20 protein-coding genes and 1 pseudogene are annotated in these 19,886 nt (G+C 71.4%); 6 read left to right on the top strand and 15 right to left on the bottom strand.

Going from position 1 to position 19,886, the window contains the following annotated elements; translation table 11 throughout:
- Positions 1-72: 72 nt before the first annotated feature.
- From F4553_RS05660 to F4553_RS05635, 6 genes are all read right to left on the bottom strand, one after another.
- Positions 73-1,500 carry a glycosyl hydrolase gene (locus F4553_RS05660; RefSeq protein ID WP_184832921.1) on the bottom strand — a complete coding sequence of 476 codons (1,428 nt, stop codon included), beginning with the start codon at positions 1,498-1,500 and terminating at the stop codon, positions 73-75.
- Positions 1,501-1,575: 75 nt separating this feature from the next.
- Positions 1,576-2,478 carry an ROK family protein gene (locus F4553_RS05655; protein WP_221469702.1) on the bottom strand — a complete coding sequence of 301 codons (903 nt, stop codon included), beginning with the start codon at positions 2,476-2,478 and terminating at the stop codon, positions 1,576-1,578.
- Entirely contained in the window at positions 2,475-4,844 is a 2,370-nt protein-coding gene (locus tag F4553_RS05650; protein ID WP_184832919.1) for a glycoside hydrolase family 2 protein, read from the bottom strand. Before F4553_RS05650 ends, F4553_RS05655 begins: the two co-directional genes overlap by 4 nt.
- 137 nt (positions 4,845-4,981) lie before the next feature.
- Positions 4,982-5,863: a carbohydrate ABC transporter permease gene (locus tag F4553_RS05645; protein WP_184832918.1), complete on the bottom strand. Its 882-nt coding sequence runs from the start codon at positions 5,861-5,863 to the stop codon at positions 4,982-4,984.
- The gene (locus F4553_RS05640) at positions 5,860-6,810 is read right to left on the bottom strand and encodes a carbohydrate ABC transporter permease (RefSeq protein ID WP_184832916.1); all 951 of its coding nucleotides are present in this window, start codon (positions 6,808-6,810) and stop codon (positions 5,860-5,862) included. Before F4553_RS05640 ends, F4553_RS05645 begins: the two co-directional genes overlap by 4 nt.
- Positions 6,811-6,911: 101 nt before the next feature.
- Positions 6,912-8,231: an ABC transporter substrate-binding protein gene (locus tag F4553_RS05635; RefSeq protein ID WP_184833266.1), complete on the bottom strand. Its 1,320-nt coding sequence runs from the start codon at positions 8,229-8,231 to the stop codon at positions 6,912-6,914.
- A 427-nt stretch (positions 8,232-8,658) separates the two neighbouring features.
- Here F4553_RS05635 and F4553_RS42865 point away from each other — a divergent pair, with 427 nt between their 5' ends.
- The 3 genes and pseudogenes from F4553_RS42865 (at position 8,659) to F4553_RS40670 (ending at position 9,721) form a co-directional block, all read left to right on the top strand.
- Positions 8,659-8,919: a hypothetical protein gene (locus tag F4553_RS42865; RefSeq protein WP_221469701.1), complete on the top strand. Its 261-nt coding sequence runs from the start codon at positions 8,659-8,661 to the stop codon at positions 8,917-8,919.
- Positions 8,916-8,978, top strand: a pseudogene (locus F4553_RS43160) (hypothetical protein); the annotation flags it as partial. The gene F4553_RS42865 and the pseudogene F4553_RS43160, both read left to right, overlap by 4 nt.
- A 416-nt stretch (positions 8,979-9,394) precedes the next feature.
- Positions 9,395-9,721 (top strand): hypothetical protein, encoded by a 327-nt coding sequence (locus tag F4553_RS40670; RefSeq protein ID WP_246465825.1) that lies wholly within the window; start codon positions 9,395-9,397, stop codon positions 9,719-9,721.
- Positions 9,722-9,803: 82 nt separating this feature from the next.
- On the opposite strand, the gene F4553_RS05625 is transcribed toward F4553_RS40670, so the two are convergent.
- Complete coding sequence (locus F4553_RS05625) at positions 9,804-10,349, bottom strand: EF-hand domain-containing protein (protein WP_184832914.1); 546 nt, start codon at positions 10,347-10,349, stop codon at positions 9,804-9,806.
- Positions 10,350-10,585: 236 nt separating this feature from the next.
- Here F4553_RS05625 and F4553_RS05620 point away from each other — a divergent pair, with 236 nt between their 5' ends.
- The 3 genes from F4553_RS05620 to F4553_RS05610 are packed head-to-tail and all read left to right on the top strand — an operon-like array spanning position 10,586 to position 12,200.
- Complete coding sequence (locus F4553_RS05620) at positions 10,586-11,425, top strand: AfsR/SARP family transcriptional regulator (protein WP_184832912.1); 840 nt, start codon at positions 10,586-10,588, stop codon at positions 11,423-11,425.
- Entirely contained in the window at positions 11,404-11,811 is a 408-nt protein-coding gene (locus F4553_RS05615) for a MaoC family dehydratase (protein WP_184832910.1), read from the top strand. Before F4553_RS05620 ends, F4553_RS05615 begins: the two co-directional genes overlap by 22 nt.
- Positions 11,808-12,200 carry a carboxymuconolactone decarboxylase family protein gene (locus F4553_RS05610; RefSeq protein WP_184832908.1) on the top strand — a complete coding sequence of 131 codons (393 nt, stop codon included), beginning with the start codon at positions 11,808-11,810 and terminating at the stop codon, positions 12,198-12,200. The genes F4553_RS05615 and F4553_RS05610 overlap by 4 nt, the downstream gene beginning before the upstream one ends.
- Here the strand turns inward: F4553_RS05610 and F4553_RS05605 are convergent.
- The 8 genes from F4553_RS05605 to F4553_RS05570 are packed head-to-tail and all read right to left on the bottom strand — an operon-like array spanning position 12,190 to position 19,830.
- Positions 12,190-13,158, bottom strand: coding sequence for a zinc-binding dehydrogenase (locus F4553_RS05605; RefSeq protein WP_184832906.1), 969 nt, complete (start codon positions 13,156-13,158; stop codon positions 12,190-12,192). The genes F4553_RS05610 and F4553_RS05605 overlap by 11 nt on opposite strands.
- Before the next feature lie 26 nt (positions 13,159-13,184).
- Positions 13,185-13,892, bottom strand: a complete 708-nt coding sequence (locus tag F4553_RS05600) for an SDR family oxidoreductase (protein WP_184832904.1) — start codon at positions 13,890-13,892, stop codon at positions 13,185-13,187.
- Positions 13,889-14,668 carry a polyketide synthase gene (locus tag F4553_RS05595; RefSeq protein WP_184832902.1) on the bottom strand — a complete coding sequence of 260 codons (780 nt, stop codon included), beginning with the start codon at positions 14,666-14,668 and terminating at the stop codon, positions 13,889-13,891. The genes F4553_RS05600 and F4553_RS05595 overlap by 4 nt, the downstream gene beginning before the upstream one ends.
- Positions 14,665-15,414: an enoyl-CoA hydratase-related protein gene (locus F4553_RS05590; protein ID WP_184832900.1), complete on the bottom strand. Its 750-nt coding sequence runs from the start codon at positions 15,412-15,414 to the stop codon at positions 14,665-14,667. Before F4553_RS05590 ends, F4553_RS05595 begins: the two co-directional genes overlap by 4 nt.
- The gene (locus tag F4553_RS05585) at positions 15,411-16,658 is read right to left on the bottom strand and encodes a hydroxymethylglutaryl-CoA synthase family protein (protein WP_184832898.1); all 1,248 of its coding nucleotides are present in this window, start codon (positions 16,656-16,658) and stop codon (positions 15,411-15,413) included. The genes F4553_RS05590 and F4553_RS05585 overlap by 4 nt, the downstream gene beginning before the upstream one ends.
- Positions 16,651-17,898: a beta-ketoacyl synthase N-terminal-like domain-containing protein gene (locus F4553_RS05580; protein WP_184832897.1), complete on the bottom strand. Its 1,248-nt coding sequence runs from the start codon at positions 17,896-17,898 to the stop codon at positions 16,651-16,653. The genes F4553_RS05585 and F4553_RS05580 overlap by 8 nt, the downstream gene beginning before the upstream one ends.
- Complete coding sequence (locus F4553_RS05575; RefSeq protein WP_184832895.1) at positions 17,895-18,407, bottom strand: phosphopantetheine-binding protein; 513 nt, start codon at positions 18,405-18,407, stop codon at positions 17,895-17,897. The genes F4553_RS05580 and F4553_RS05575 overlap by 4 nt, the downstream gene beginning before the upstream one ends.
- Positions 18,397-19,830, bottom strand: a complete 1,434-nt coding sequence (locus tag F4553_RS05570) for a beta-ketoacyl [acyl carrier protein] synthase domain-containing protein (protein ID WP_184832893.1) — start codon at positions 19,828-19,830, stop codon at positions 18,397-18,399. Before F4553_RS05570 ends, F4553_RS05575 begins: the two co-directional genes overlap by 11 nt.
- Positions 19,831-19,886 lie beyond the last annotated feature (56 nt).

The following is a 19,886-nucleotide window of genomic DNA, read 5'->3' as shown; positions in this document are numbered from 1 at the left end:
ATGTCGTTGGAGGACTCGGGCGGCAGGCGGGCCGCGCCCTGGTGCCGCCTGCCGCCCGAGCGTCTGCCGCCGTCAGGCGGGGAGGTTCCACTGCTGGTTGGTCTGGGTGTTGCAGGTCCAGATCTGCAGCTTGACGCCGTCGGCGGTGCCCTGGCCGGTGGCGTCGAGGCACTTGCCGGTCTCCGGGTTGGTCAACCGCTTGGTGGTCGCGTTGTAGCTCCACTGCTGGTGGGTGTTGCCCGCCAGGCAGTCCCAGATCTGGACCTTGGTGCCGTCGGCGTTGATGCCGCCGTTGACGTCCAGGCACTTGCCCAGCGCCCGGATGGTGCCGTCGGTGCCGATCGTCCACGACTGCGCGCCGCTACCGTTGCAGGTCCAGATCTGCACCTGCAGGCCGTTGGCGGTGCCGGCGCTCGGAATGTCCACGCACCGCCCGCTGCCGACACCGGTGATCGCCCCGGTACGGCTGCCGCCGCCGCCCCCGCCGACGGTGAACTCGCCCCGGTTGAGCACCCGGGCGGCGAAGTAGGACTGCTGCACCGCCGCGTTGTTGTTGTAGGCGGGGTCGGTGAGCCACTCGGCCCACACCATCCACCAGGCCCAGCGCGGCTGCGCGTTCATGACGGCGACGCTGGGGACCCGGCCGACCTCGGCGAGCGCGATCGGCTTACCCCCGGCGATGTTGAGCATCGCCTGGTAGTCGGAGGTGCTCGGTTCCAGCTTGACCCAGACGTCGAGGCTGGCGACGTCGACATAGGACGCGCCGGGCCAGTAGTCGGCGAGCGACCCCATGTTGAGGTCCTTGACGTTCCAGACCCAGACCAGGTTGGTCAGGCCCTGCGTGCCGACGAGGTAGTCGTAGACGATCTGGTAGAGCTTGCGGCTGCCGTTGGCGCCCGGCCGACCGCCCCACCAGGACCAGCCCTCGTTCATCTCGTGGATCGGCCGCCACAGCACCGGCACCCCGGCGTTCTGCAGCTGCCGCAGGTAGGGCACCGCCTCGGCGAGGCGGTTCTTGAAGGCGTTGTTGAGCGAGCTGCCGTTGGTGATCAGCTGGCTCCACTGGGTGTCGTTGAGGTGGCTGAGGATGCCGCCCGAGTCCCAGCCGCAGGTGGTGCCGACGGTGGGCGGGCAGAGGTGCCAGGTGAGCGCGACGACGGAGCCGCCCTGCCACTGCTGGATCGCCTGATTGATCATCGTTTGGCGGGCGTTGACGTCGGCTGCGGCGAAGAGGAAGTCGCCGCCCCACAGGCCGGGCGTCTGCCCGGTGATCGACTGGGCGACCCGGGTGTATTTCGTGGGGTCGGAGTTGGGTTCCCGGTTGTGCTGCCCGGACAGCGTGCTCTGCCCGGAGATGCCGTTGAGGAAGCTGATCAGCTGGGCCCTGGTGGTGGGGCCGAACGACTGGGCAGGGGCCTGCCCGAGGGTCACCACGGCCAGGGTCAGCACCGCCGCCAGGGCGGCGGCGCGTCGCAGGGGACGGAACAGGGGGGTACGCATGTGCGGTGCCTTTCTCGTGCGTCGAGGGGGAGCGGCGCGGCGATCGGGTCGGGGAGGGTTCGTAGGCGGCTCCTTTCAGTTCCCGGTCAGGGCTAAGGCGGCGGCGCCGTAGAGGCCGGCGTGGCGGCCGAGCCCGGTGGACTCGACGCGCAGCCGGCCCAGGAACGGCATCCCGGTGCGGGCGGCGATGGCGGTGCGCAGCTGGTCCAGCAGCGTGTCACCGGCTGCCGCGACACCGCCACCGACGACGACGGTGTCGACGTCGCAGAGTGCCGCGGTGGTCAGCAGGGCCGTGGCCAGCGCGTCGGCAGCTCGGGCGAACGCAGCCACCGCCGGTGGATCGCCGCGGCGGGCGTCGGCGGCGAGCGCCTTGGCGTCCGGTCGGGCGTCGGCGGTCTCCGGTCGCCAGCCGTTGGCCAGCGCCCACCGGGTCATGGCCGGGCCGCTGGCGATCGTCTCGACACAGCCGGTCGCACCGCACGGGCACACCTGGCCGGCCGGATCGACGGTGATGTGTCCGATGTGCCCGGCGTTGCCGGTCGGTCCGAGATAGACGCTGCCGTTCAGGACGAGGCCGCCGCCGATGCCGGTCGACACGACGATGCCGAGCAGCGCACGGGCGTGCTCGGCGTGCCCGCCCCGCCACCACTCGCCCAGCGCCATGCACTGCGCGTCGCCGGCGAGGGCGACCGGTACGCCGTCCAGCAGCGCGGAGACCTCGGCGACGATCGGGAAGTCACGCCAGCCGGGGATGTTGATCGGGCTCACCGTGCCGTCGGCGAGATCGAGCGGCCCGGCCGAGCCGATCCCCGCACCGCGCAGCCCCGGCCTCACCAGCACCTTGACGAGATGGTGCAGGGTCGCCGTGGGGTCGGGGCCGATCGGGAACTCGGCATGGTCGGCGATCGTGCCCGAGCCGTCGATCACGGCACCGGCGAACGTCGTGCCGCCGATGTCGACGGCGAGCACGGCGGTCACGGCCGGGCCTCGTTGACGCAGCGCAGCACCGGATAGGCGAGCAGCTGCTCGGCGGGCAGCTCCCGCGCGGTGGTGATCCGGAAGGTGGCGGTCTCGCCGGGCAGCAGCGTCACCAGCTGCTCGTCGACGGCCGCGTCCGGGTCGAGCCGGTCGGGGAACAGGGCCAGCTCCCGCAGCAGGGTGACGGCGGTGACGGTCACGGTGACGCCGTCGTCGTCGGTGTCGACCTTCGCATCGAACGCGGCCGGCGGATACAGCATCTGCGGGTCCTCGGCGAACATGTGCACCGCGCGTACGCCGTCGAGCTCGGCGGTGAGCAGCTCCCGGGCCGGGTCGGCCGGGACGGCGATCGTGTCCGCGAGCTGGATCTGCAGCACCGATCGCGGCGCCACGGTGACCGTGGCGGTGTCCTTGGCGAGCGGTTGCCCGCCGACGTCGAGCCGGGCCAGGTGAAGCTCACCGGTCCACGGCTCGCTGCAGTCGTTGACCAGGGCGAATCCGCCGTCGTGGAAGGTGATCAGGCGGTCGGCATAGGCGCGGCGCAACGCGTACCACAGGGGTTTGCGCCGGGCGTCGCCGTCGACGGCGGCCCACGAGGTCACCGGCCAGCAGTCGTTGAGCTGCCACACGATCGTGCCCATGCAGTAGGGCATCAGGGCCCGGAAGCGCTGCACCCCGTAGGCGATGGCCCGGGCCTGGTTGAGCTGCGTGTAGTAGTGCCAGTCGTCGAAGTTCTCCGGCTGCGGCAGGTGGTCCCCGAGGCCGCGCAGCAGCTTGGCGTTGCCGTCGGTCGCCTTCTGGTGGTGCATGACGCCGGGGGAGTCCGGGGTGAGCGGCTGGTCGGAGACGGCGGCCCGCAGGGTGGCGTAGGCGGGCGGCCCCTGGAAGCCGAACTCGGCGACGAACCGGGGGGTGTAGGAGTCGTAGAAGGTGTAGTCGCGCTGCCCCCAGACGGTCCAGATGTGGATCGTGCCCGTGGACGGGTCGTGCACGTCGCGGTCCGGCGCGCCGGAGTAGGGGCTGCCGGGCCAGTAGGGCCGGGTCGGGTCGAGCTCGGCGACGACGCGCGGGAGCAGGTCGAAGTAGAACCCGGCGCCCCAGTCCCGGCCGCCCAGCGGCTCGCGCCAGTCCCAGTGCTGGTGGCCCTCGATGTTCTCGTTGTTGCCGCACCAGATCACCAGGCTCGGGTGGCTCATCAGGCGGACCACGTTCTCCCGGGCCTCGGCCGCCACCTCGGCGCGCATCGTGTCGTCCTCGGGGTAGGCGGCGCACGCGAACGGGAAGTCCTGCCAGACGAGCAGCCCCATCGCGTCGGCGAGCGCATAGAAGTCATCGGATTCGTAGAGCCCGCCGCCCCACACCCGCAGCGTGTTCGCCCCGGTGCCGACCGCCTGGTCGAACCGCTCGCGCAGCCGGTCGGTGGTGATCCGGGCGGGGAAGCAGTCGTCGGGGATCCAGTTGAAACCCTTCACGAACACCGGCTCACCGTTGATGATCAGCCGGAAGGCGTCGGTGTCGAGCTCCACGGTCCGGAATCCGATCTCGCGGGTCCACGCGTCGTCGCCGGCGGTGACGGTCAACGGGTAGAGCGGCTGATCGCCGTATCCCCGGGGCCACCACAGCCGCGCGTCGGGTACGTCGAGCCGCAGCGTCGCCTCGGTCTGCCCGGCCGGGAGCACCGCGTGCACCACGGCTCCGGCGACCTCGGCCGTCACCTCGACGGGTGCGTCGGTGACGCGCTCGACGCGGACGTGCACGTCCACCCCGTCGGCGCGGACGGCGGGGCGGACCTCGGCGAGCCGGACCCCGGACCAGGAGTGCAGGCCGACGGGGCGCCAGATGCCCGAGGTGACCAGCGTCGGTCCCCAGTCCCAGCCGAAGTTGCAGGCCATCTTCCGGATGAACTGGTAGGGCTCGTCGTACGGGCCGGGCAGCGCGCCGTACTCGGCCTCCCGTTCGGCGGTGTAGGCGTACGGTGCCCGGAACGCCACCTCGAGGGTGTTGGTGCCCGCGGTGAGCAGGCCGCCGGTGTCGATGCGGTAGCTGCGGTGCATGTTGGCGGTGGTCGCCACCGGGACTCCGTTGAGCCGGACGGTGGCGACGGTGTCCAGACCGTCGAAGACGAGGTCGGTGCGGTCGAATCCCTGCGGCTGCCAGTCGAACTCGGTGCGGTAGCTCCAGTCGGTGCGACCGATCCAGGTCAGCGACGTTTCGTTGTCGTCGCGGTACGGGTCGTCGATGAGCCCGGCCGTGAGCAGGTCGGTGTGCACGCAGCCGGGCACGGCGGCAGGGATGGCGGTGATGTCGCGGGCGCCATCGACGGCGGACAGCGTCCAACCGGTGTGCAGGCGGCGGTGGGTGCTCACGTGTGTGCTCCTTCGGCGGGACTTGCCGATCGACCTGACCTGTCGAGGTGCGGCAGGCGGGCGGTCGGCTGGATAGCAGAATGGGCTGAACCGAGTAAGTGGACAGGCCGAATGGGCCCTGACGGGGGCAGCCGGGGCTACTTGGCGGCGCCCGAGGTGAAGCCGTTGTAGATGAACCGCTGCAACACCAGGAAGATGACGAGCGTCGGCACGATGACCAGCACGGCGCCGGCGGAGATGGTCTCCCAGTGCGCGCCGAACGGCCCCTTGAAGCGGAAGAGCGAGGTGGAGATGGTCCCCAGCTCCGGCGACGGGTTATAGAGGAACGGGATGTAGAAGTCGTTGTAGACGGTGATGCCCTTGATGATCACGACGGTGGCGATGGCCGGCTTGAGCAGCGGCAGGATCACCGAGCGGTAGATCTTGAACGAGTTGGCGCCGTCGAGGCGGGCCGCCTCGTCCAGCGACACCGGGATGCCTCGGATGAACTGCTGGAAGATGTAGATCGCGACGATGTCGGTGCCCATGTAGAGCAGGATCGGCGCCCAGCGCGTGTCGAACAGCCCCATCGCGTCGACCACCTTGAAGGTGGCCACCTGGGTCGTGACCGCCGGGACGAGGGTCGCCATCAGGAACGCGGCCACCACGAGCTTCTTGGCACGAAACGTGAACCGCTCGATCGCGTAAGCGGCCATCGAGCCGATGATGACCGTACCGGTGATGGAGAACAGCAGGATGAAGGCGGTGTTGCCGAAGGCGGCGAGCATCTCGCCCTTGGTGAACGCGGTGGCGTAGTTGTCGAAGTTGAACCAGTTGCCCGGCAGCGACAGGGTGTCGCCGCTCGCCATCTCCTGCTCGGTCTTCAACGAGGTGAACAGGATCGTCACCAGCGGCAGCAGCACCACCACGGAGGCGGCCACCAGCGACAGGTACTTGAGGGTCACCGCGAGCGGGCGCAGGAACACCGCGCGGCGCTCGCGCCGGTCGAAGGCGGCACGGGAGACTGACGGCGCGGTCATGACCGGTCGGCCCTTTCGTCGGGCACCAGGCGGCGCTGCGCCCAGGTGATCAGCAGGATGATGGCGAGCAGCACCACGGCCATGGCCGAGGCGAGCCCCATCTTGTTGAAGTCGAAGGCGAGCTTCACGGTCTGGATGACGAAGGTCTTGCTCTCGCCGAAACCCCTGGTCATGATGAAGGGGATCTCGAAGACCGACAGCGAGCCCGAGATCGACAGGATGACGCTCAGGCCGATGATGGGCCGGATGCTCGGCGCGATGATGCTGCGGAAGACCTGCCATTTCGAGGCGCCGTCGATCTCGGCCGCCTCGTGCAGCTCGGCCGGGATCGACTGCATCGCGCCGAGGAAGAGCACGAAGTTCAATCCGAGGAACCGCCACACCGAGACGCCCGACAGCGACACGTTGACCAGGTCCGGATCGCCGAGCCACAGCTTGTCGGGGTGGGCGCCGACGATGGCCAGCACCGAGTCGAGCGTGCCGTCCTGCTTGAAGAAGTAGAGGAAGACGAAGGCGACAGCCACCCCGTTGATCAGGTAAGGGAAGAAGAGCAGCCCTTTGAACAGGTTCCGGAACCGCGTCTTGAAGGTCAGGATGGTCGCGAAATACAGCGCGACGACGATCTGCAGGACGGCGGCCGCCAGGTAATAGAGGCTGACGAAGAACACCTGGAACAGCTCGGGTCGGGTGAACAGCTCCACATAGTTGTCGGCGCCGACGAAGGTCTTGTCGGGGCTGACCCCGTCCCAGTCGGTGAAGCTGTAGGAGATCATGTTGGCGACCGGGATGTAGGTGAAGGTCACCAGCAGCACCAGGGCCGCCGAGAGGTAGAGCCACGGTGTGAGCTGGCGGCGCCAGCCGGGCCGGTGTCGTGGCGGCGGTGCCGGCGCAGTGCCGGCGGCCGCGGCGGGCAGCCCGGCGGAGTGCCGGGTCTTGAGGTCGGTCATGCGATGTCGGCCCTTCTCGGGTTGCCGGCGGTGCTGGTGGGGACACGGGGCCGGACGCGGGCTGGCTGCGCCCGGCCCCGGTGCCACGGGTGGTGGTGCGGTCAGCCCGCCATCGCGGCGGCGTCGGCCCACTTCTTCGCCAGGTCGGCGAAGATGTCGTCGAGGCTGCCCTTCCCCGCGCCGCGAGCGACGTCGATGATGTGCTGGCGGTACTCGGGCTTGCTGATGCCCACCTCCGATTGGTTGTCGATCTTGCTGACCTTGGCCGAGTCCGCCTGGGACAGGTCGATGAAGGTCACGCCGGCCTCGGTGAACGGCTTGAGAGCGCCGGGAAGCGGCGCTCCCTTGATCGCCGAGATCGCCTGGTTGACCGCGGCGGTGTCGGACTTCTCCAGGATCCAGTCGATCCAGGCCCGTGCGGCGGCCTTGTGGGGCGAGTGGATGTTGACCGCGGACTGGTAGTCCGGGGCGACCACGGAGCAGAACTTGCCGCCGACCTGCGCCGGGAACGGCATGTAGCCGATGCTGTCGGGGTTCTTGCCGGCCTTCTTCGCCGCGTCCTGCATCTGCGCGAGCGACCACGAGCCGAGCCACATCGTGGCGATCTTGCCGGTGGCGAGCAGGCCCTTGGAGTCTTCCCAGTTCGTCGTCGTCGGGTCGCTCTCCGACAGCTTGTTCTTGACGATGTCGTAGAGCAGCTTGTCGCCGGTGTTGAGGTCGCTGCCCGCCGCCCACGGGTTGGCGGTCGGCAGCTTGTCGTTGGCCGCCGCGTCACAGGTCGCCGACCCGATCACCGACGACCAGGAGCTCAGCGGCCAGCCGTCCTTGTAGTTGGTGTAGTACGGCGTCGCGCCGGTCTTGGTCTTGACCGCCTGCAGCGCGTCGAGGAACTCCGCCGGCGTCTTGGGCCACGCGGTCACGCCCGCAGCGGCCCAGACGTCCTTGTTGTAGACGAAGCCGTTGATGAAGGAGAACCCGGCCAGGCCGTAGATCTTGTCGCCGACCTTGCCCTTGCCGATGCCGGCGGCGGTGTACTTGCCGGCCAGGTCGGTCGCGCCGCCGAGGGAGGCGAAGAACTTCGGGTAGTCCGCGGTGACCACCGAGTTGGGAATCAGCAGCACGTCACCGTACTTGTCGGTGTTCATCCGGATCTTGACTTCACCCTCGTAGTCGGTGATGCCCTCGAACTTGACCTTGACGTTCGGGTAGTCCTTGTTGAAGAGGTCGGCGTACTTCTGCATGGTGCCGTCGGTGACCAGGTCGGTGCGGTTGGTGAGGACGGTGATGTCCCCGGAGACCGCGGCCGGATCCGTCGGCGACAGCGCACCGCTGTCATCCGTGGCGGCGTCGCCGCTGCCGGAGCAGCCCGCCACCACCAGTGCCGCCGACAGCAGCACTCCGGCGAGCGCACGTCGTTTCATGTTCACGAAATCCATCTCCTTCAGACGCTCGTGGCGGCGAGCTGCGGCCCGGCGTCTCTGCTCATCAATGCAACTGAACGTACTGAACCGAGTAAGTGAGCAGACTTTACGACCGGGTTACATGCGTGTCAACGGTGGTCGCGTCATCGGCCGGAGCCGTCGACGCTGAAAGCCCACCCCACCAGCAGTTTTCGACGAAAGATCGCCGACTGTGCCGAGCTGGTCCCGCCCGGTGGCGGCTGGTCGACGCTCGGATCCCCTGGGGGCGGTCTCGACTACTGCGCAATCGATTAACCGAGAAAGTTGAGAGTGGTGCGTCGGCCCCGTCAGTGGGGCGCCGTGGCGTCCGACCGCGTCGGCGGGCGCCCGGCTCTACGTCCTGCGCGGAGCTGCGCCCGTCAGCGTCGTCGACACCGCTAGTAACACCGTGATCGACACCCTGCCGGCTCCGGAGGAGCCCGTCCAGATCAAGATCAGCCCCGATGGCGGCAGCGCCTACGTGATCGACGACTACGAGAACAAGCTGTTCCGGATCGACATCGCGGCCGGTCAGGTCACCAACTCGGTGAGGCCGACCCGGCCGACAACACCGCCACGGCCACCACCACCGTCGACAATGCCCTGGGCTGCACCGCCGTCGGCACCGCCGGCAGCGACATCATCGCCGGCACCACGGGCAACGACGTGATCTGCGGGCTCGGCGGCAACGACACCATCACCGCCGGTAACGGCAACGACACCGTCGTCGGCGGCGCGGGCAACGACACCGCCAACCTCGGCAACGGCGACGACTCGTACACCGATCTGCAGGGCACCGACACCGCCAACGGCGGTGACGGCACCGACACCATCAACGTCAAGGACGGGCCGGGGGCGACCGGGCCACCGGTGGAAACGGCAACGACGTCTGCACGGTCGACCCCACCGACATCGTCTCCTGCTGAGAGCGTCCGTCGGCCACGTGGAGAGGAGCCAACAATGATGAAGAGGACCCTGGCGGCGATGACCGCCGTCGTGGTCGCGTCGCTCGGCCTCACCGCAGCACCGGCCCAGGCGGCCACGGTGCAGCTGAGCTGCCTCGGGATGAACAGCGCTGCGTTCGACCCCGGTCTGACGCTGACCGCGAAGCCGACGCACATCACCGCCACCGGCACGCTGTCGGCATGCCTGCCGAACAGCTCGGGCATCACGTCGGGCAGCTACACCGCCTCCGGTACGGGGAGCTCGGCTGCTTCTCGGGCGGACACGCGGGCCAGTTCACGATCACCTGGAACACGTCGGATCAGACCACGATCGCCTTCACCAACACGGTGGCGCTGCGGCCGCTGGGCGAGACCGTCGTGGTCGCGCGGGGATCGGTGGTGTCGGGCACGTTCGTCGGGGCGAGCTACACGGCGACCTTCACGCTCTTCCAGGTGCAGCCGCTGGCGTGCCTCGGGACGGGGGTGACGACGGCTCAGGGCCCGACCACCCTGCTGCTGACGCGGTAGGGCGGTGAGCCGGCCATGGGACGGGCTCCGTCGGTGTCGACGGAGCCCGTCGGCTCGGATCCCGCAGCCTCTCGGGCAGCGGCTACCGGTGCTCTCCGCCGGTCTCGGCGCCCGTCAGCATGGCGTTGGTCCGGGTGTGCGGGTCGTCGGTGGTGTAGAACTCGGCCACGAACTCCGTCCACGCCTCGCGGGGGATGCTGTCGGCCTGGCCGAACAGCCCGTCCAACGCGGCCACCACGCTGGCGATCGGCCATCCGGTGCCCAGCAGCATCGCCGTGAGCTCCGACCGGACGAGCCTGCCGTCATCGTCGAGGTCGCACAGGTCCACGAGCGCGTCGGCCCACGGGCGCACATGGGCGTCGAACCACGCCCGCGTGTGGACGACTCGGGCGTACTCGGCCAGGGACACCACGCCGTCGTTGTCGGCGTCCGCCGCTGTGCGCAGGCCGTCCCACCAGATGACCGCCGCCCTGGTCAGCGCAAGCGCCTTGGGCGAGGCCGGCGCGACACCCAGGGTCCGGACGATCTGCGTGGCGAGCCCGGTGAAATCGTCGCCGCTCAGAACGCCGTCGCCGTCGCCGTCCATCATCGAGAAGCGGGTCCGGAGGCGGTTGTCGCTCGCTGTCATGGCAGTCCTCCCTCATTCGGCCATCGTTCTGCCAGGATGTCGCCGCGCTTCCCGGACGGCAGCTCCGCATTCCGCCACGCGGAACACCGATCGCGGCCGTCGCCCGTCCTGGGGAGCCGCCATGCCGTCGGCCTCCCCGCGCCGGGCGAGATCCCAGCAGGATTGGGCCGCGCCCCCCATTCTTGGGGGCCAATGTATGTTGTGCCGCACGAATTCTCGGCTCCTACGGTCATGGGATGACGATCACCGACGCCGTTTCGCCCACCCTGCCGACCTTCTCCTGTCTCGGGCCCGTGGTTGTCCGCGCCGGTCGGCTGGACTCCGTCCTCATCCGATCGTCGGCGGCGGGGCGCCTGCTGGCGGTCTTCCTCGTCGCCGCCAACCGGCCCATCTCGCGCAGGCAGCTCGTGGACGAGCTGTGGGGTGCCGATCCGCCGCGGACGGCGGAGAACGCACTGCATGTACAGGTCGCGCGGCTGCGGCGCCGGCTGCGCGCCTGGGAGGCACCGGCCAGGATCGAGACAGGCCCCGGCGGGTACGCGTTGCGCATGGCCCCGCAGCACCTGGACATCGAGTGCTTCCTCGGTGAGCTGCGGGTCGCCGACCGGCTGTGCGAAACCGACCCGGCCCAGGCGAGCGCGGCTGCGGCACGGGCGACGGCGATGTGGCGTGGCGAGCCCTTCGAGGGGCTCGACCTGGGCGTGATGGGCCGGGACGCACGGGCTCGCCTCACCGAGTTGCGGCTGCGGGCGTTGAGTCTGCATGCCGTGACGGCGATGGTGTGCGGCCGCGATTCGCTGGTCGACCTGCAGTCGTCGGTGGCGGCGTTCCCGCTGCACGAGGAGTTCGTGCGGATGCTGATGGTCGCCCTCTACCGCGCCGGTCGGCAGGGGGATGCGATCACCGTCTACCGCGACGCCCGCGCGCGGCTGGTGGAGGAGCTCGGCGCCGAGCCGACACCACGACTGGCCGCGACGATGGCCGACATCCTTCGGCACGAGTCCTATCTCGACGATCCGGTGACGATGGGGGTGAATCCGTGGCTTCCGAGCCCGTGCGAGAGGGTGATGAGCTGACCTGGCAGCGGCGCGTCAGCGTGGCCGAGGTGGACGCGTTCGCCGAGCTCGTCGGCGACCATGCAGCGCATCACCGACCGGTGGGCGACCGCCCGCTGGTGGTGCACGGCCTGCTGATGCTGGGCTTCATCTCGCAGCTGTCGGCCCGGTTCGACTACATCGGCCGGGAGCTGACCGCGTCGTTCCTGCGCCCGTGCTTCACCGGAGAGCTGCTCACCGGGCGGATGCGGGTGCAGCGGGTGACCCCGGTCGGCGACCTGGGCTGGGAGGTCGAGCTACGCGGCGAGGTCGTCAACGAGCACCGCCGCCGCGTGTTGGTCGCCACCGGCCGAGGCCTGTCCCCCTACCCCACATCCGACGACCAGAGCAGAGGACGTGCGCGATGACCGATCAGGTGGATGAACGTCGGGAGCGGGGCCTGCGGGTGCTGCAGTCGATGGAGGAACCGCGGGTGGTGCAGGGCTTCCTCGACGCGCTCGGCGGCGCCAGCCCCGACCTGGCCGATCTGCTGCTCGGCTTCGTCTGCGCCGACCTGATCGACCGTCCCGGGCTGTCGGTCCGGGAGAAGGAGCTGATCACGTTGGCGGTGATCGCCGCGCAGGGCGGTGCCGACCGGATGCTCGCCACCCACGTCGGGGCGGCCCGCCACCTCGGGATCAGCGACGAGGACATCCTCGCCGTCTTCATCCACGTGGCCGGCTATGCCGGGTTCCCCCGGGCGATCACGGCCACGCTGGTCGCCGCCGAGGTGCTGCGGGTACCGCCTACCAGCTGAAGACGACCTTGCCGCGGGCTTCGCCGTCGGCCATGCGGCGCATCCCCTCCCGTGCCTGCGCGAAGGGCAGTTCGACGTCGATGTCAGGGCGGATGGCGCGCGACTGCATGAAGGCGATCAGGCGGTGGAGCTCGTCGACGGTGCCGCCGCTGGAGCCGGTGACGGTCAGCTCGCGGTCGAAGATCCGGCCCAGGTAGGCGGGCGGGTTGGCGCCGGTGGTGGCGCCGGTGACGACGATGGTGCCGCCGGGGCGGGCCGCGCGCAGCGACTGTGCCCAGGTCGCCTCGCCGACGCTCTCCATGACCGCGTCGACCGCGTTGGCCGGGACACTGCCGGGCGGGAAGCCGCGGTGCGCGCCGAGCGCCAGTGCGTGGTCGCGCTTGGCCGCGGTGCGCCCGGTGACCCACACCTGGAAGCCGCCGGCGGCGGCGAGGCGGATCAGCGCGCTGGAGACGCCGCCGGTGGCTCCCTGGATGAGTACGGTGTCGCCGGGCCGCAGCCGGGACTTGGTGAACAGCATCCGGTAAGCGGTCAGGAACGTCCCCGCCACGCAGGCGGCCTCGGCGTCGGTGAATCCGCCGGGCCGGTCGACGAGCAGGTGGCGGGGGACCGCGACCCGCTCGGCGAAGGTGCCGGGCAGGGTCTCGCCGATCATCGCCCGTCGCGGGTCGCGAACGGGGTCGTGGCGCCACTGCGGATCGGTGTGCACGCTGGCGAGGATCACCGGTCGGCCGGTGTCGTCGACTCCGGCGGCCTCGCAGCCCAGGATGCGCGGGTAGGCGCCGCCCATCAGGCCTGAGCCGCGCAGCGTCCACAGGTCATGGTGGTTGAGAGCGGCGCTGCGCACCGTCACGACGGCCCACTCCGCGTCGGGGACGACCGGCTCGGGCTGTTCGCCGAAGCCCAGCGCGTCGAGCGGGGCCTGCGGGCAGGCTGTGGTGGCGTAGACGGCGAGCATGGTGACCTCCTGGGAAAGGGGCGCGGTCAGGCGCCCATGCTGAGTCCGCCGTCGACGGCGAGGACCGAGCCGGTCACGTAGGCGGCCTCGTCGGTGGCGAGCCACAGCAGCGGGCCGACGATCTCGGCGGGCTGGGCGGCGCGTCCCAGGGCGATCCGGTCGAGCAGCTGACGGCGCCGCTGCGGGGTCAGCCCGGCGGTCATCTCGGTCTCGACGTAGCCGACCAGGACGACGTTGGCGGTGATGCCGTAGGGGCCGTACTCCAGGGCGATCGATCTGGCCAGCCCGACCAGCCCCGCCTTGGACGCCGCGTAGTGGCTCAGTCCTCGGGCGCCGGTGTGGCCGATGACGGAGGAGACGAAGACGATGCGCCCCCACCGGGACCTGACCATGGCGCCCGCGGCCCGTCGGCTGGCCCGGTAGGCACCGCCGAGGTTCGTGTCGACGGTCGCGGTGAACAGGTCGTCGGTGAGCAGCGGCAGCACGGCGTCGGAGGCGACCCCGGCGGCGCAGACGAGGATCTCGACGGCGCCCTGGTCGTGTTCGACCTGCGTGAACGCGGTGTCGACCTGCTCGGGGTCGCGCACGTCGCAGCGGACCGTGGGCAGGTCCGGTGGCGCCGCCGACCGCCACGCGGTCACCGCCACCCGGTCGCCGCGCTCGGCGAACCGCCGCGCCAGGGCGAGCCCGATGCCCCGGCTGCCGCCCGTGACCAGCACGGACCGGCCGCTCATGACAACGGCCCGCTGGTCTCGGGGTACATGTCCCGCACCCGCGCCTGGACGGAGGGGAGCGCGATCGTCTCGAGCTGGGCCTGGGTCTCCGCGCGGTGGGCCTGCGACGTGGCGGCCCGCAGCTCGGCGGAGACCTGGTGCTTCACCGCTTCCAGGGATCGCCGGGGCGCCTGGGCGATGCGGTGGGCGAGAGCGAGCGCCGTCGGCACCACCTCGGCTTTCGGCACCACTCGCAGCGGTGCGCCGCGGGAGCGCAGTTCCCGTCCGGTGTAGCCGCGTCCGGTGTAGAGCAGCTCGCTGCCGAGGGCGTGGCCGAGCTTGCGCGGCAGCAGCACCGTGGAGCCCATGCCGGGGGTGAAGCCGTACGCCATGAAGATGGTGGAGTAGACCGCTCTCTCGCAGAGCACCGCGGCGTCGGCGTACATGCCGAGGAGGAAGCCGCCGCCGGCCGCCGAGCCCTCCATCGCGGCGACGACGGGCAGGGGACAGTCGATGGGTGCCCGGATGAAGTCCACCGCCGGCACCAGACCCTGCCTGGTGCCGGGGTCGTCGTCGGCGGCGAGCAGCCAGTCGCGGGAGTGCCCGGAGCAGAAGACGCGCGGCGACCCGGCCAGGACGACGACGCGTACGCCGGGGTCCGCCACCGCGGCGGCGACGGCGTCGCGCAGGCCGTCGGTGAGCGGGTCGTCGATGCGGTTGTGCCGGTCGGGATCGTCGAGGGTGATGGTCGCGACGTGGTCGTCGGTGGTGAGGCGGACCGGCCCGAAGGTGATCATGACAGTGCTCCTGCGTCGCGGAGGGCGGAGATGCGGTCGATGACGCCGGGGTCGGCGAACCGGGCCCGCAACGCCGTGGCGGCCTGCGCGGACTCCTCGCCCGTGCCGGTGGCGCGGTCGCGTTTGAGCTCGGCGACGGCGTGGGGGTCGATGTGGCGCAGCACGGTGAGCTGTCGGCGCACGGCGGTGCCGAGGTCGTCGGCGACCAGGTCGGCCAGGCCCAGGGCGGCGGCCTGCACCGCGTCGATGTCCCAGGCCAGCAGGGCCAACAGGTAGGTGCGGTGTGCGCCGAGCCGCCGGACCAGGTGCGGTCCGATCGCCTTGGGGGTGAGGCCGACGATCGCCTCGGTCAGCCGGAATCTCGCGGTGCGTGCGGCGATCACCAGGTCGCAGGCTGCGGCGAGCCCCACACCGCCGCCGGTCGCGCGGCCCTGGACGGCGGCGACGGTGACCAGCGGTGAGCTCGCCAGGCGGGCGAAGACGGCCAGCGGGACCGGGTCGGCGGAGTCGAGCCAGTCCGGCGTGCCGGGCCGGTCGGGCAGGCGCAGCCCGCTGCAGAACCATTCGCCGTCGGCGGTGACGGCGAAGGCCCGGCAGCGCGGGTCGGCCTCGGCGGCGTCCAGCGCGGACAGCAGGGCGGCGGCGGCCGCCCCGTCCAGGAAATGGCGGCCGTCCCCGCGCAGGCGGGCCGTGTGCCAGTGCGGCCCGCGTACGGAGTCCACGATGGACGTGTCGGCGGCGGTCATGGGCGCCCCTTCCACCAGGAGTATTCGCGCCGGTGGCCGCGGATGCCGGCCAGGGTGAGCAGCGGACGCGTGCTGCTCGGGCGGTCCAGGTAGTGCGCGAGCGCGTCGCGGTCGATCACCGCGTCGCGGGCACCGGGCATCACCCGCACGGCGTCGTCGGCGAGCCGGTCGTACTCGCCGACGCTGATCGGGGCCCGGCTGTCGAGGTGGGTGGCGATCCCGGCCGCCCGCGACAGCTCCCCGGCGCCCGCCGGCAGGCGTACCCGCCAAAACTCCGACGCGCAGCCGGAGCCGTAGGCGAACAGCCCCACGCTCGTGTCCGGGGCTCCGGGCGGCAGCGCGTCGCTGGCGCTGGCCAGAGCGAGCAGCGCGGTCGCGGCGTAGATGTTGCCGACCTCGGCGGGGTAGCGCAGGGAGGGCTCCAGGCGGCGGCGGAAGTCGGCTTCGACGGCGGCCGGGTCGCGCAGCCCGAGGGTGCGCTGCAGCGCGCGGTGCGCGCCCTTGACCATGCCGGGAAAGGGCGTGTGCATGGCGAGCTGGTCGAAGTCGTGGTCGAACTCCTTCGACCCGCTGCGGGCGGCGTAGTCGAGGTAGGCCTCGCGCAGGCACTCGATGAAGCACATCAGCGACAGGTCGATGTCCCACAGGTGCTCGTCGGGCGTGGGGCGCAGGAAATCGGCGACATCGAAGGTGTAGAGCCCCGCGACGGCGGGATCGACGACGCAGAGCGCGGGTTCCCGGCCCACGAGGACGGCCACCGCCCCGGCGCCCTGGCTGGGCTCGATGTAGGTGCCCCGGATCAGGACCGGGACATCGGCGGCGATGACGAGCGCGCGGACGCCGGGACGGGCGGCGGCCACGGCGGACGCGGCGAGGTGCAGGCCGGTCACCCCCGCGCTGCACGCCTGCTTGACCTCGATCACCCGGCAGCTGCGGGGCAGCTCCAGGTGGTGGCGGGCCGTGGCGGCGACGGATTTGCTGTAGTCCAGCCCCGACTCGGTGGCGACGACGAGCAGTTCGATGCTCGCCCGCACAGCCGGGTCGAGGCCGTCCAGCAGCGGCCGGGCGGCGTTGACCGCGTAGGTGAGCGTGTCCTCGCAGCCCAGAGCCACGGACTTGTGCCGCATCAGCACGTTGGGCAGGCGCTGCAGATCCAGGCCCCGCTCCTCGAACAGGCTCGGGACCGACAACCGGGCCAGCCCGCAGTACGCGTTGATCGACTCGATGCCGACGGGGTCACTCATCCTGGCCTCCCGGTTGCCTCAGCAGCAGGCAGGCGTTGATGCCGCCGAAGGCCACGCTGTTGGTCATCGCCACGGTGATGGTGTGGTCCTGCGCGACCCGGCCGGCGAAACGCACCGAGGTGGAGAGGGGGTGGGTCAGCCCCCGGTTGGGGTGGACGAAACCGTGCCGCATCTGCAGCAGGGTCGCCACCAGCTCCTGCATTCCCGAACCGCTCAGGCAGTGGCCGGTCAGCGGCTTGGTCGTGTTGACGAGCGGGCCGGGACCGCCGAACACCTCGGCGAGCGCGTCCGCCTCGACCCGGTCGCCCAGCAGCGAACCGGTGGCGTGGGCGTTGACGTAGTCGACCTCGGCGGCGTCCGTCTCGCCCATCGCCAGGGCCGCCCGCATCGCCGCCGCCTGCCCCTCGGCGCTGGGACCGGCACCGCCCGCGCCGTCGAGGCGCTGGCCGTGGCCGATCAGGCGGGCGTAGGCACGGCATCCGGGCCGGGGTGCCTCGATCACGATCGCGGCGGCGCCCTGGCCGTAGACGAAGCCCTGCCGGGCGCTGTCGAAGGGGCGGCACAGCTCGGCCGGCGGCACCCCGGCCTGCGGGGACGCCATCGCTCCGGCCTGCATGAACGCCGCGAACTCCAGCTCCGACAGCTCCGCGAGCGGTGCCACCACCACGCAGGTCCGGACCGTGCCGGCGGCGATCAGGCGGGCGGCGGCGATGACCGCGACGGCGGCGCTCGCCGACGCCGCGCCGACGGTGAGGCCCTCTCCGCGCAGGCCCAGCACCTCGCTGACGACGCCGATCGTGTCGGAGTCGGGGTAGCGCAGCACGTGCGTCGCCCGGGTCTGGCCCGGATCGTCGCGGAACTGCGACCACGCGCCGCTGTGGTAGGCCAGGGCGAGGTTGTTGCCCGCCACCACCAGGGCCGCAGCCGAGATGCGCTCCGGTGACAGGCCCGCGTCGCGGCACGCGGCGAGCGCGACGCAGGCCGCCGTCGTCGCCGGCGGCGCGCAGCGGCGGGTCGCCGCCCGCAGCGCGCCGGCGGCGTCGGGGGCGGCTCTGGCAGCCCACTGCGCGACCGAGAAGTCGGTCAGCCACGCACCCGCGACCGGCGGGTCACCGTCACGGACCGTGATGGCGGTACGCCCCTGCCGCAGCGCCTCGGTGAAGGAGGCCAGGTCGTCGGCGAGCGTGTTCACGACGGCCGCTCCGGTGATCACCACCTGGTGCGGGGAGACCGTCGTCATGAGACGCGTGCCGCGCGCTGGAGCCGGACCACGTCCGCCAGGCCCCGCAGATCGGTGACGGCGGCGAACGCCTCCGCGGGAACGACCACGCCGTACTCCTCGGCGACGCCCAGGGCGATGTCGGCCCGGTCCAGGGAGTCCGCGCCGAGGTCGGCGAGGCTGGCGCCGGGGACGACAGCGCCCGCGTCGACGGTCGGCAGCGCCCGCAGCACGTGCCGGCGCACGGTGGCGAAGACCTCGTCGGCGCTGGTGTCCGAGCTCGCCGAGACCTGCTCGACGAGGTGCGCGGTCAGGGCGGTCACGGTCGGCTTCGCGTAGAGCACCTGGATCACCTCGGTGAGCCCGTACGCCTTGTTGATCTTCGTCACGAGCTCGACGCCGAGGATCGAGTCGAGCCCCAGGTCGGAGAAGTCCTCGTCGTCGTCGATGTCTTCCAGGTCCTCGTAGAGGATCTCCGCGAGGGCGGAGCGGATCATGGTGCGGATCTGGGTCTGCTGGTCATCGGACATCGGTGTGTGTGCTCCTCGTCGGTTCCGGTGGTGTGGTGGGCCGGTTCGTCCGGTCGAACCAGTGGGATCGGTGCCGGAACGGGCGGGGCGCGATGGGCTCGCGTCGGGGCCGGTATCCGGCGGGCGGCTGTTCCAGCAGCACGTGGGCGTTGGAGCCGCCCAGGCCGTAGGAGCTCACCCCGGCTCGCCGAGGCACCGGACCGTCCGGCCACTCGACGATCTCGGCGGCGATCTCGACGGGTGCGCCGCCGGTGTCGATGGCCGGGTTCACCCGCCGCAGCCCGGCGACGGGCGGGATGAGGCCGTGCGCGAGGACCTGGGTCGCCCGGATCAGCCCGACGATGCCGGCGGCACCCTCGAGATGGCCCACATTGGACTTGACCGAGCCGACCCACAGCTTCCCGCCGGGACCGCCCGCCGCCGACGGCATACCGCCGGGATGGCGCCCCAGCGCATCCACCACGCCGTGCACCTCGACCGGGTCGCCCACCGGCGTTCCCGTGCCGTGGGCCTCCAGATAGCCGATGGTCGCCGGGTCGACGCCCGCGCGGGCCGCGGCCCGCAGGATCAGTTCACCCTGGGTGTACGGGTCGGGAGCGGTCGAACCGCCGGCCCGCCCGTCGTGGCTGACCTCGGCACCCCGGATCACCCCGACGATCCGGTCCCCGTCGGCGACCGCGCGGTCCAGGAGCTTGAGCAGCACGCAGCCACCGCCCTCGCCGCGGATGTAGCCGTCGGCGCCCGCGTCGAACGACACCGACTCGCCGCTGGGCGACAGCAGCCGCCCGCGTACCGAGGTGGACAGGCCGAACCCGTTGCAGATGATGTTGGCCGAACCGACGAGCGCCAGCGGCAGGTCGCCCTGGCGCAGCGCGCGCACGGCGAGGACCAGCGCGGTGAGGCTGGCCGAGCAGGCGGTGTCGACCACCATGCTCAGGCCGCGCCAGTCGTAGAAGTAGGAGATCCGGTTGGCGAGGAAGGTGCTGAAGGTGCCCTGCGGGACGCAGCTGTCGCCCCGGCGCGTGAGGAACATCAGCTCCCGGTAGTCGGCGTTGATGCCGCCGGCGAAGACGCCCACGTCGGCACCGCGGAGCTCGTCCGGCGTCACACCCGCGTCCTCCAGGGTCCGCCAGCTCAGCTCCAGCATCAGCCGGTGCTGCGGATCGGTCCACGCCGCGGCCCTCGGCGAGAGCTCGAACAGTTCGGCGTCGAACCGGTCGATGCCGTCGAGGAGGAACCCGTACGGACGCAGCGATGCGGGGAGGTCGTCGGGCCAGCCGGTCAGCCGGTCGTCGGGGATCGGACCCGCCATCCGGCGGCCCTGTGTGGACAGCTGCCACAGCTCCGCGACGCTGTCGGCACCGGCGGTACGGCAGGCCGCACCGATGATCGCGACGGGTGCGGGGGGTGCGGGTTCCGGCATGGCGGCACTCGGCTTTCGCTGGGGGGCTTCCTGCCCACCAACCTCTCCGAACGGCC

The organism is Allocatelliglobosispora scoriae (genome assembly GCF_014204945.1).
Classification (GTDB): Bacteria; Actinomycetota; Actinomycetes; order Mycobacteriales; family Micromonosporaceae; genus Allocatelliglobosispora; species Allocatelliglobosispora scoriae.
Note: the sequence above shows the minus strand (reverse complement) of the source record. Positions and strands in the feature narration are given on the sequence as shown.

Bases quoted from the DNA above. Each gene is read 5' to 3' on its own strand.
- F4553_RS05570 (WP_184832893.1), bottom strand. From the start codon at position 19,830: ATGCCGGAACCCGCACCCCCCGCACCCGTCGCGATCATCGGTGCGGCC.
- F4553_RS05625 (WP_184832914.1), bottom strand. From the start codon at position 10,349: ATGACAGCGAGCGACAACCGCCTCCGGACCCGCTTCTCGATGATGGAC.
- F4553_RS05645 (WP_184832918.1), bottom strand. From the start codon at position 5,863: ATGACCGCGCCGTCAGTCTCCCGTGCCGCCTTCGACCGGCGCGAGCGC.
- F4553_RS05585 (WP_184832898.1), bottom strand. From the start codon at position 16,658: ATGAGTGACCCCGTCGGCATCGAGTCGATCAACGCGTACTGCGGGCTG.
- F4553_RS05640 (WP_184832916.1), bottom strand. From the start codon at position 6,810: ATGACCGACCTCAAGACCCGGCACTCCGCCGGGCTGCCCGCCGCGGCC.
- F4553_RS05580 (WP_184832897.1), bottom strand. From the start codon at position 17,898: ATGACGACGGTCTCCCCGCACCAGGTGGTGATCACCGGAGCGGCCGTC.
- F4553_RS05595 (WP_184832902.1), bottom strand. From the start codon at position 14,668: ATGATCACCTTCGGGCCGGTCCGCCTCACCACCGACGACCACGTCGCG.
- F4553_RS05590 (WP_184832900.1), bottom strand. From the start codon at position 15,414: ATGACCGCCGCCGACACGTCCATCGTGGACTCCGTACGCGGGCCGCAC.
- F4553_RS05575 (WP_184832895.1), bottom strand. From the start codon at position 18,407: ATGTCCGATGACCAGCAGACCCAGATCCGCACCATGATCCGCTCCGCC.
- F4553_RS05600 (WP_184832904.1), bottom strand. From the start codon at position 13,892: ATGAGCGGCCGGTCCGTGCTGGTCACGGGCGGCAGCCGGGGCATCGGG.
- F4553_RS05635 (WP_184833266.1), bottom strand. From the start codon at position 8,231: ATGAAACGACGTGCGCTCGCCGGAGTGCTGCTGTCGGCGGCACTGGTG.
- F4553_RS05660 (WP_184832921.1), bottom strand. From the start codon at position 1,500: ATGCGTACCCCCCTGTTCCGTCCCCTGCGACGCGCCGCCGCCCTGGCG.
- F4553_RS05620 (WP_184832912.1), top strand. From the start codon at position 10,586: ATGACGATCACCGACGCCGTTTCGCCCACCCTGCCGACCTTCTCCTGT.
- F4553_RS40670 (WP_246465825.1), top strand. From the start codon at position 9,395: ATGCCTGCCGAACAGCTCGGGCATCACGTCGGGCAGCTACACCGCCTC.
- F4553_RS05610 (WP_184832908.1), top strand. From the start codon at position 11,808: ATGACCGATCAGGTGGATGAACGTCGGGAGCGGGGCCTGCGGGTGCTG.
- F4553_RS05605 (WP_184832906.1), bottom strand. From the start codon at position 13,158: ATGCTCGCCGTCTACGCCACCACAGCCTGCCCGCAGGCCCCGCTCGAC.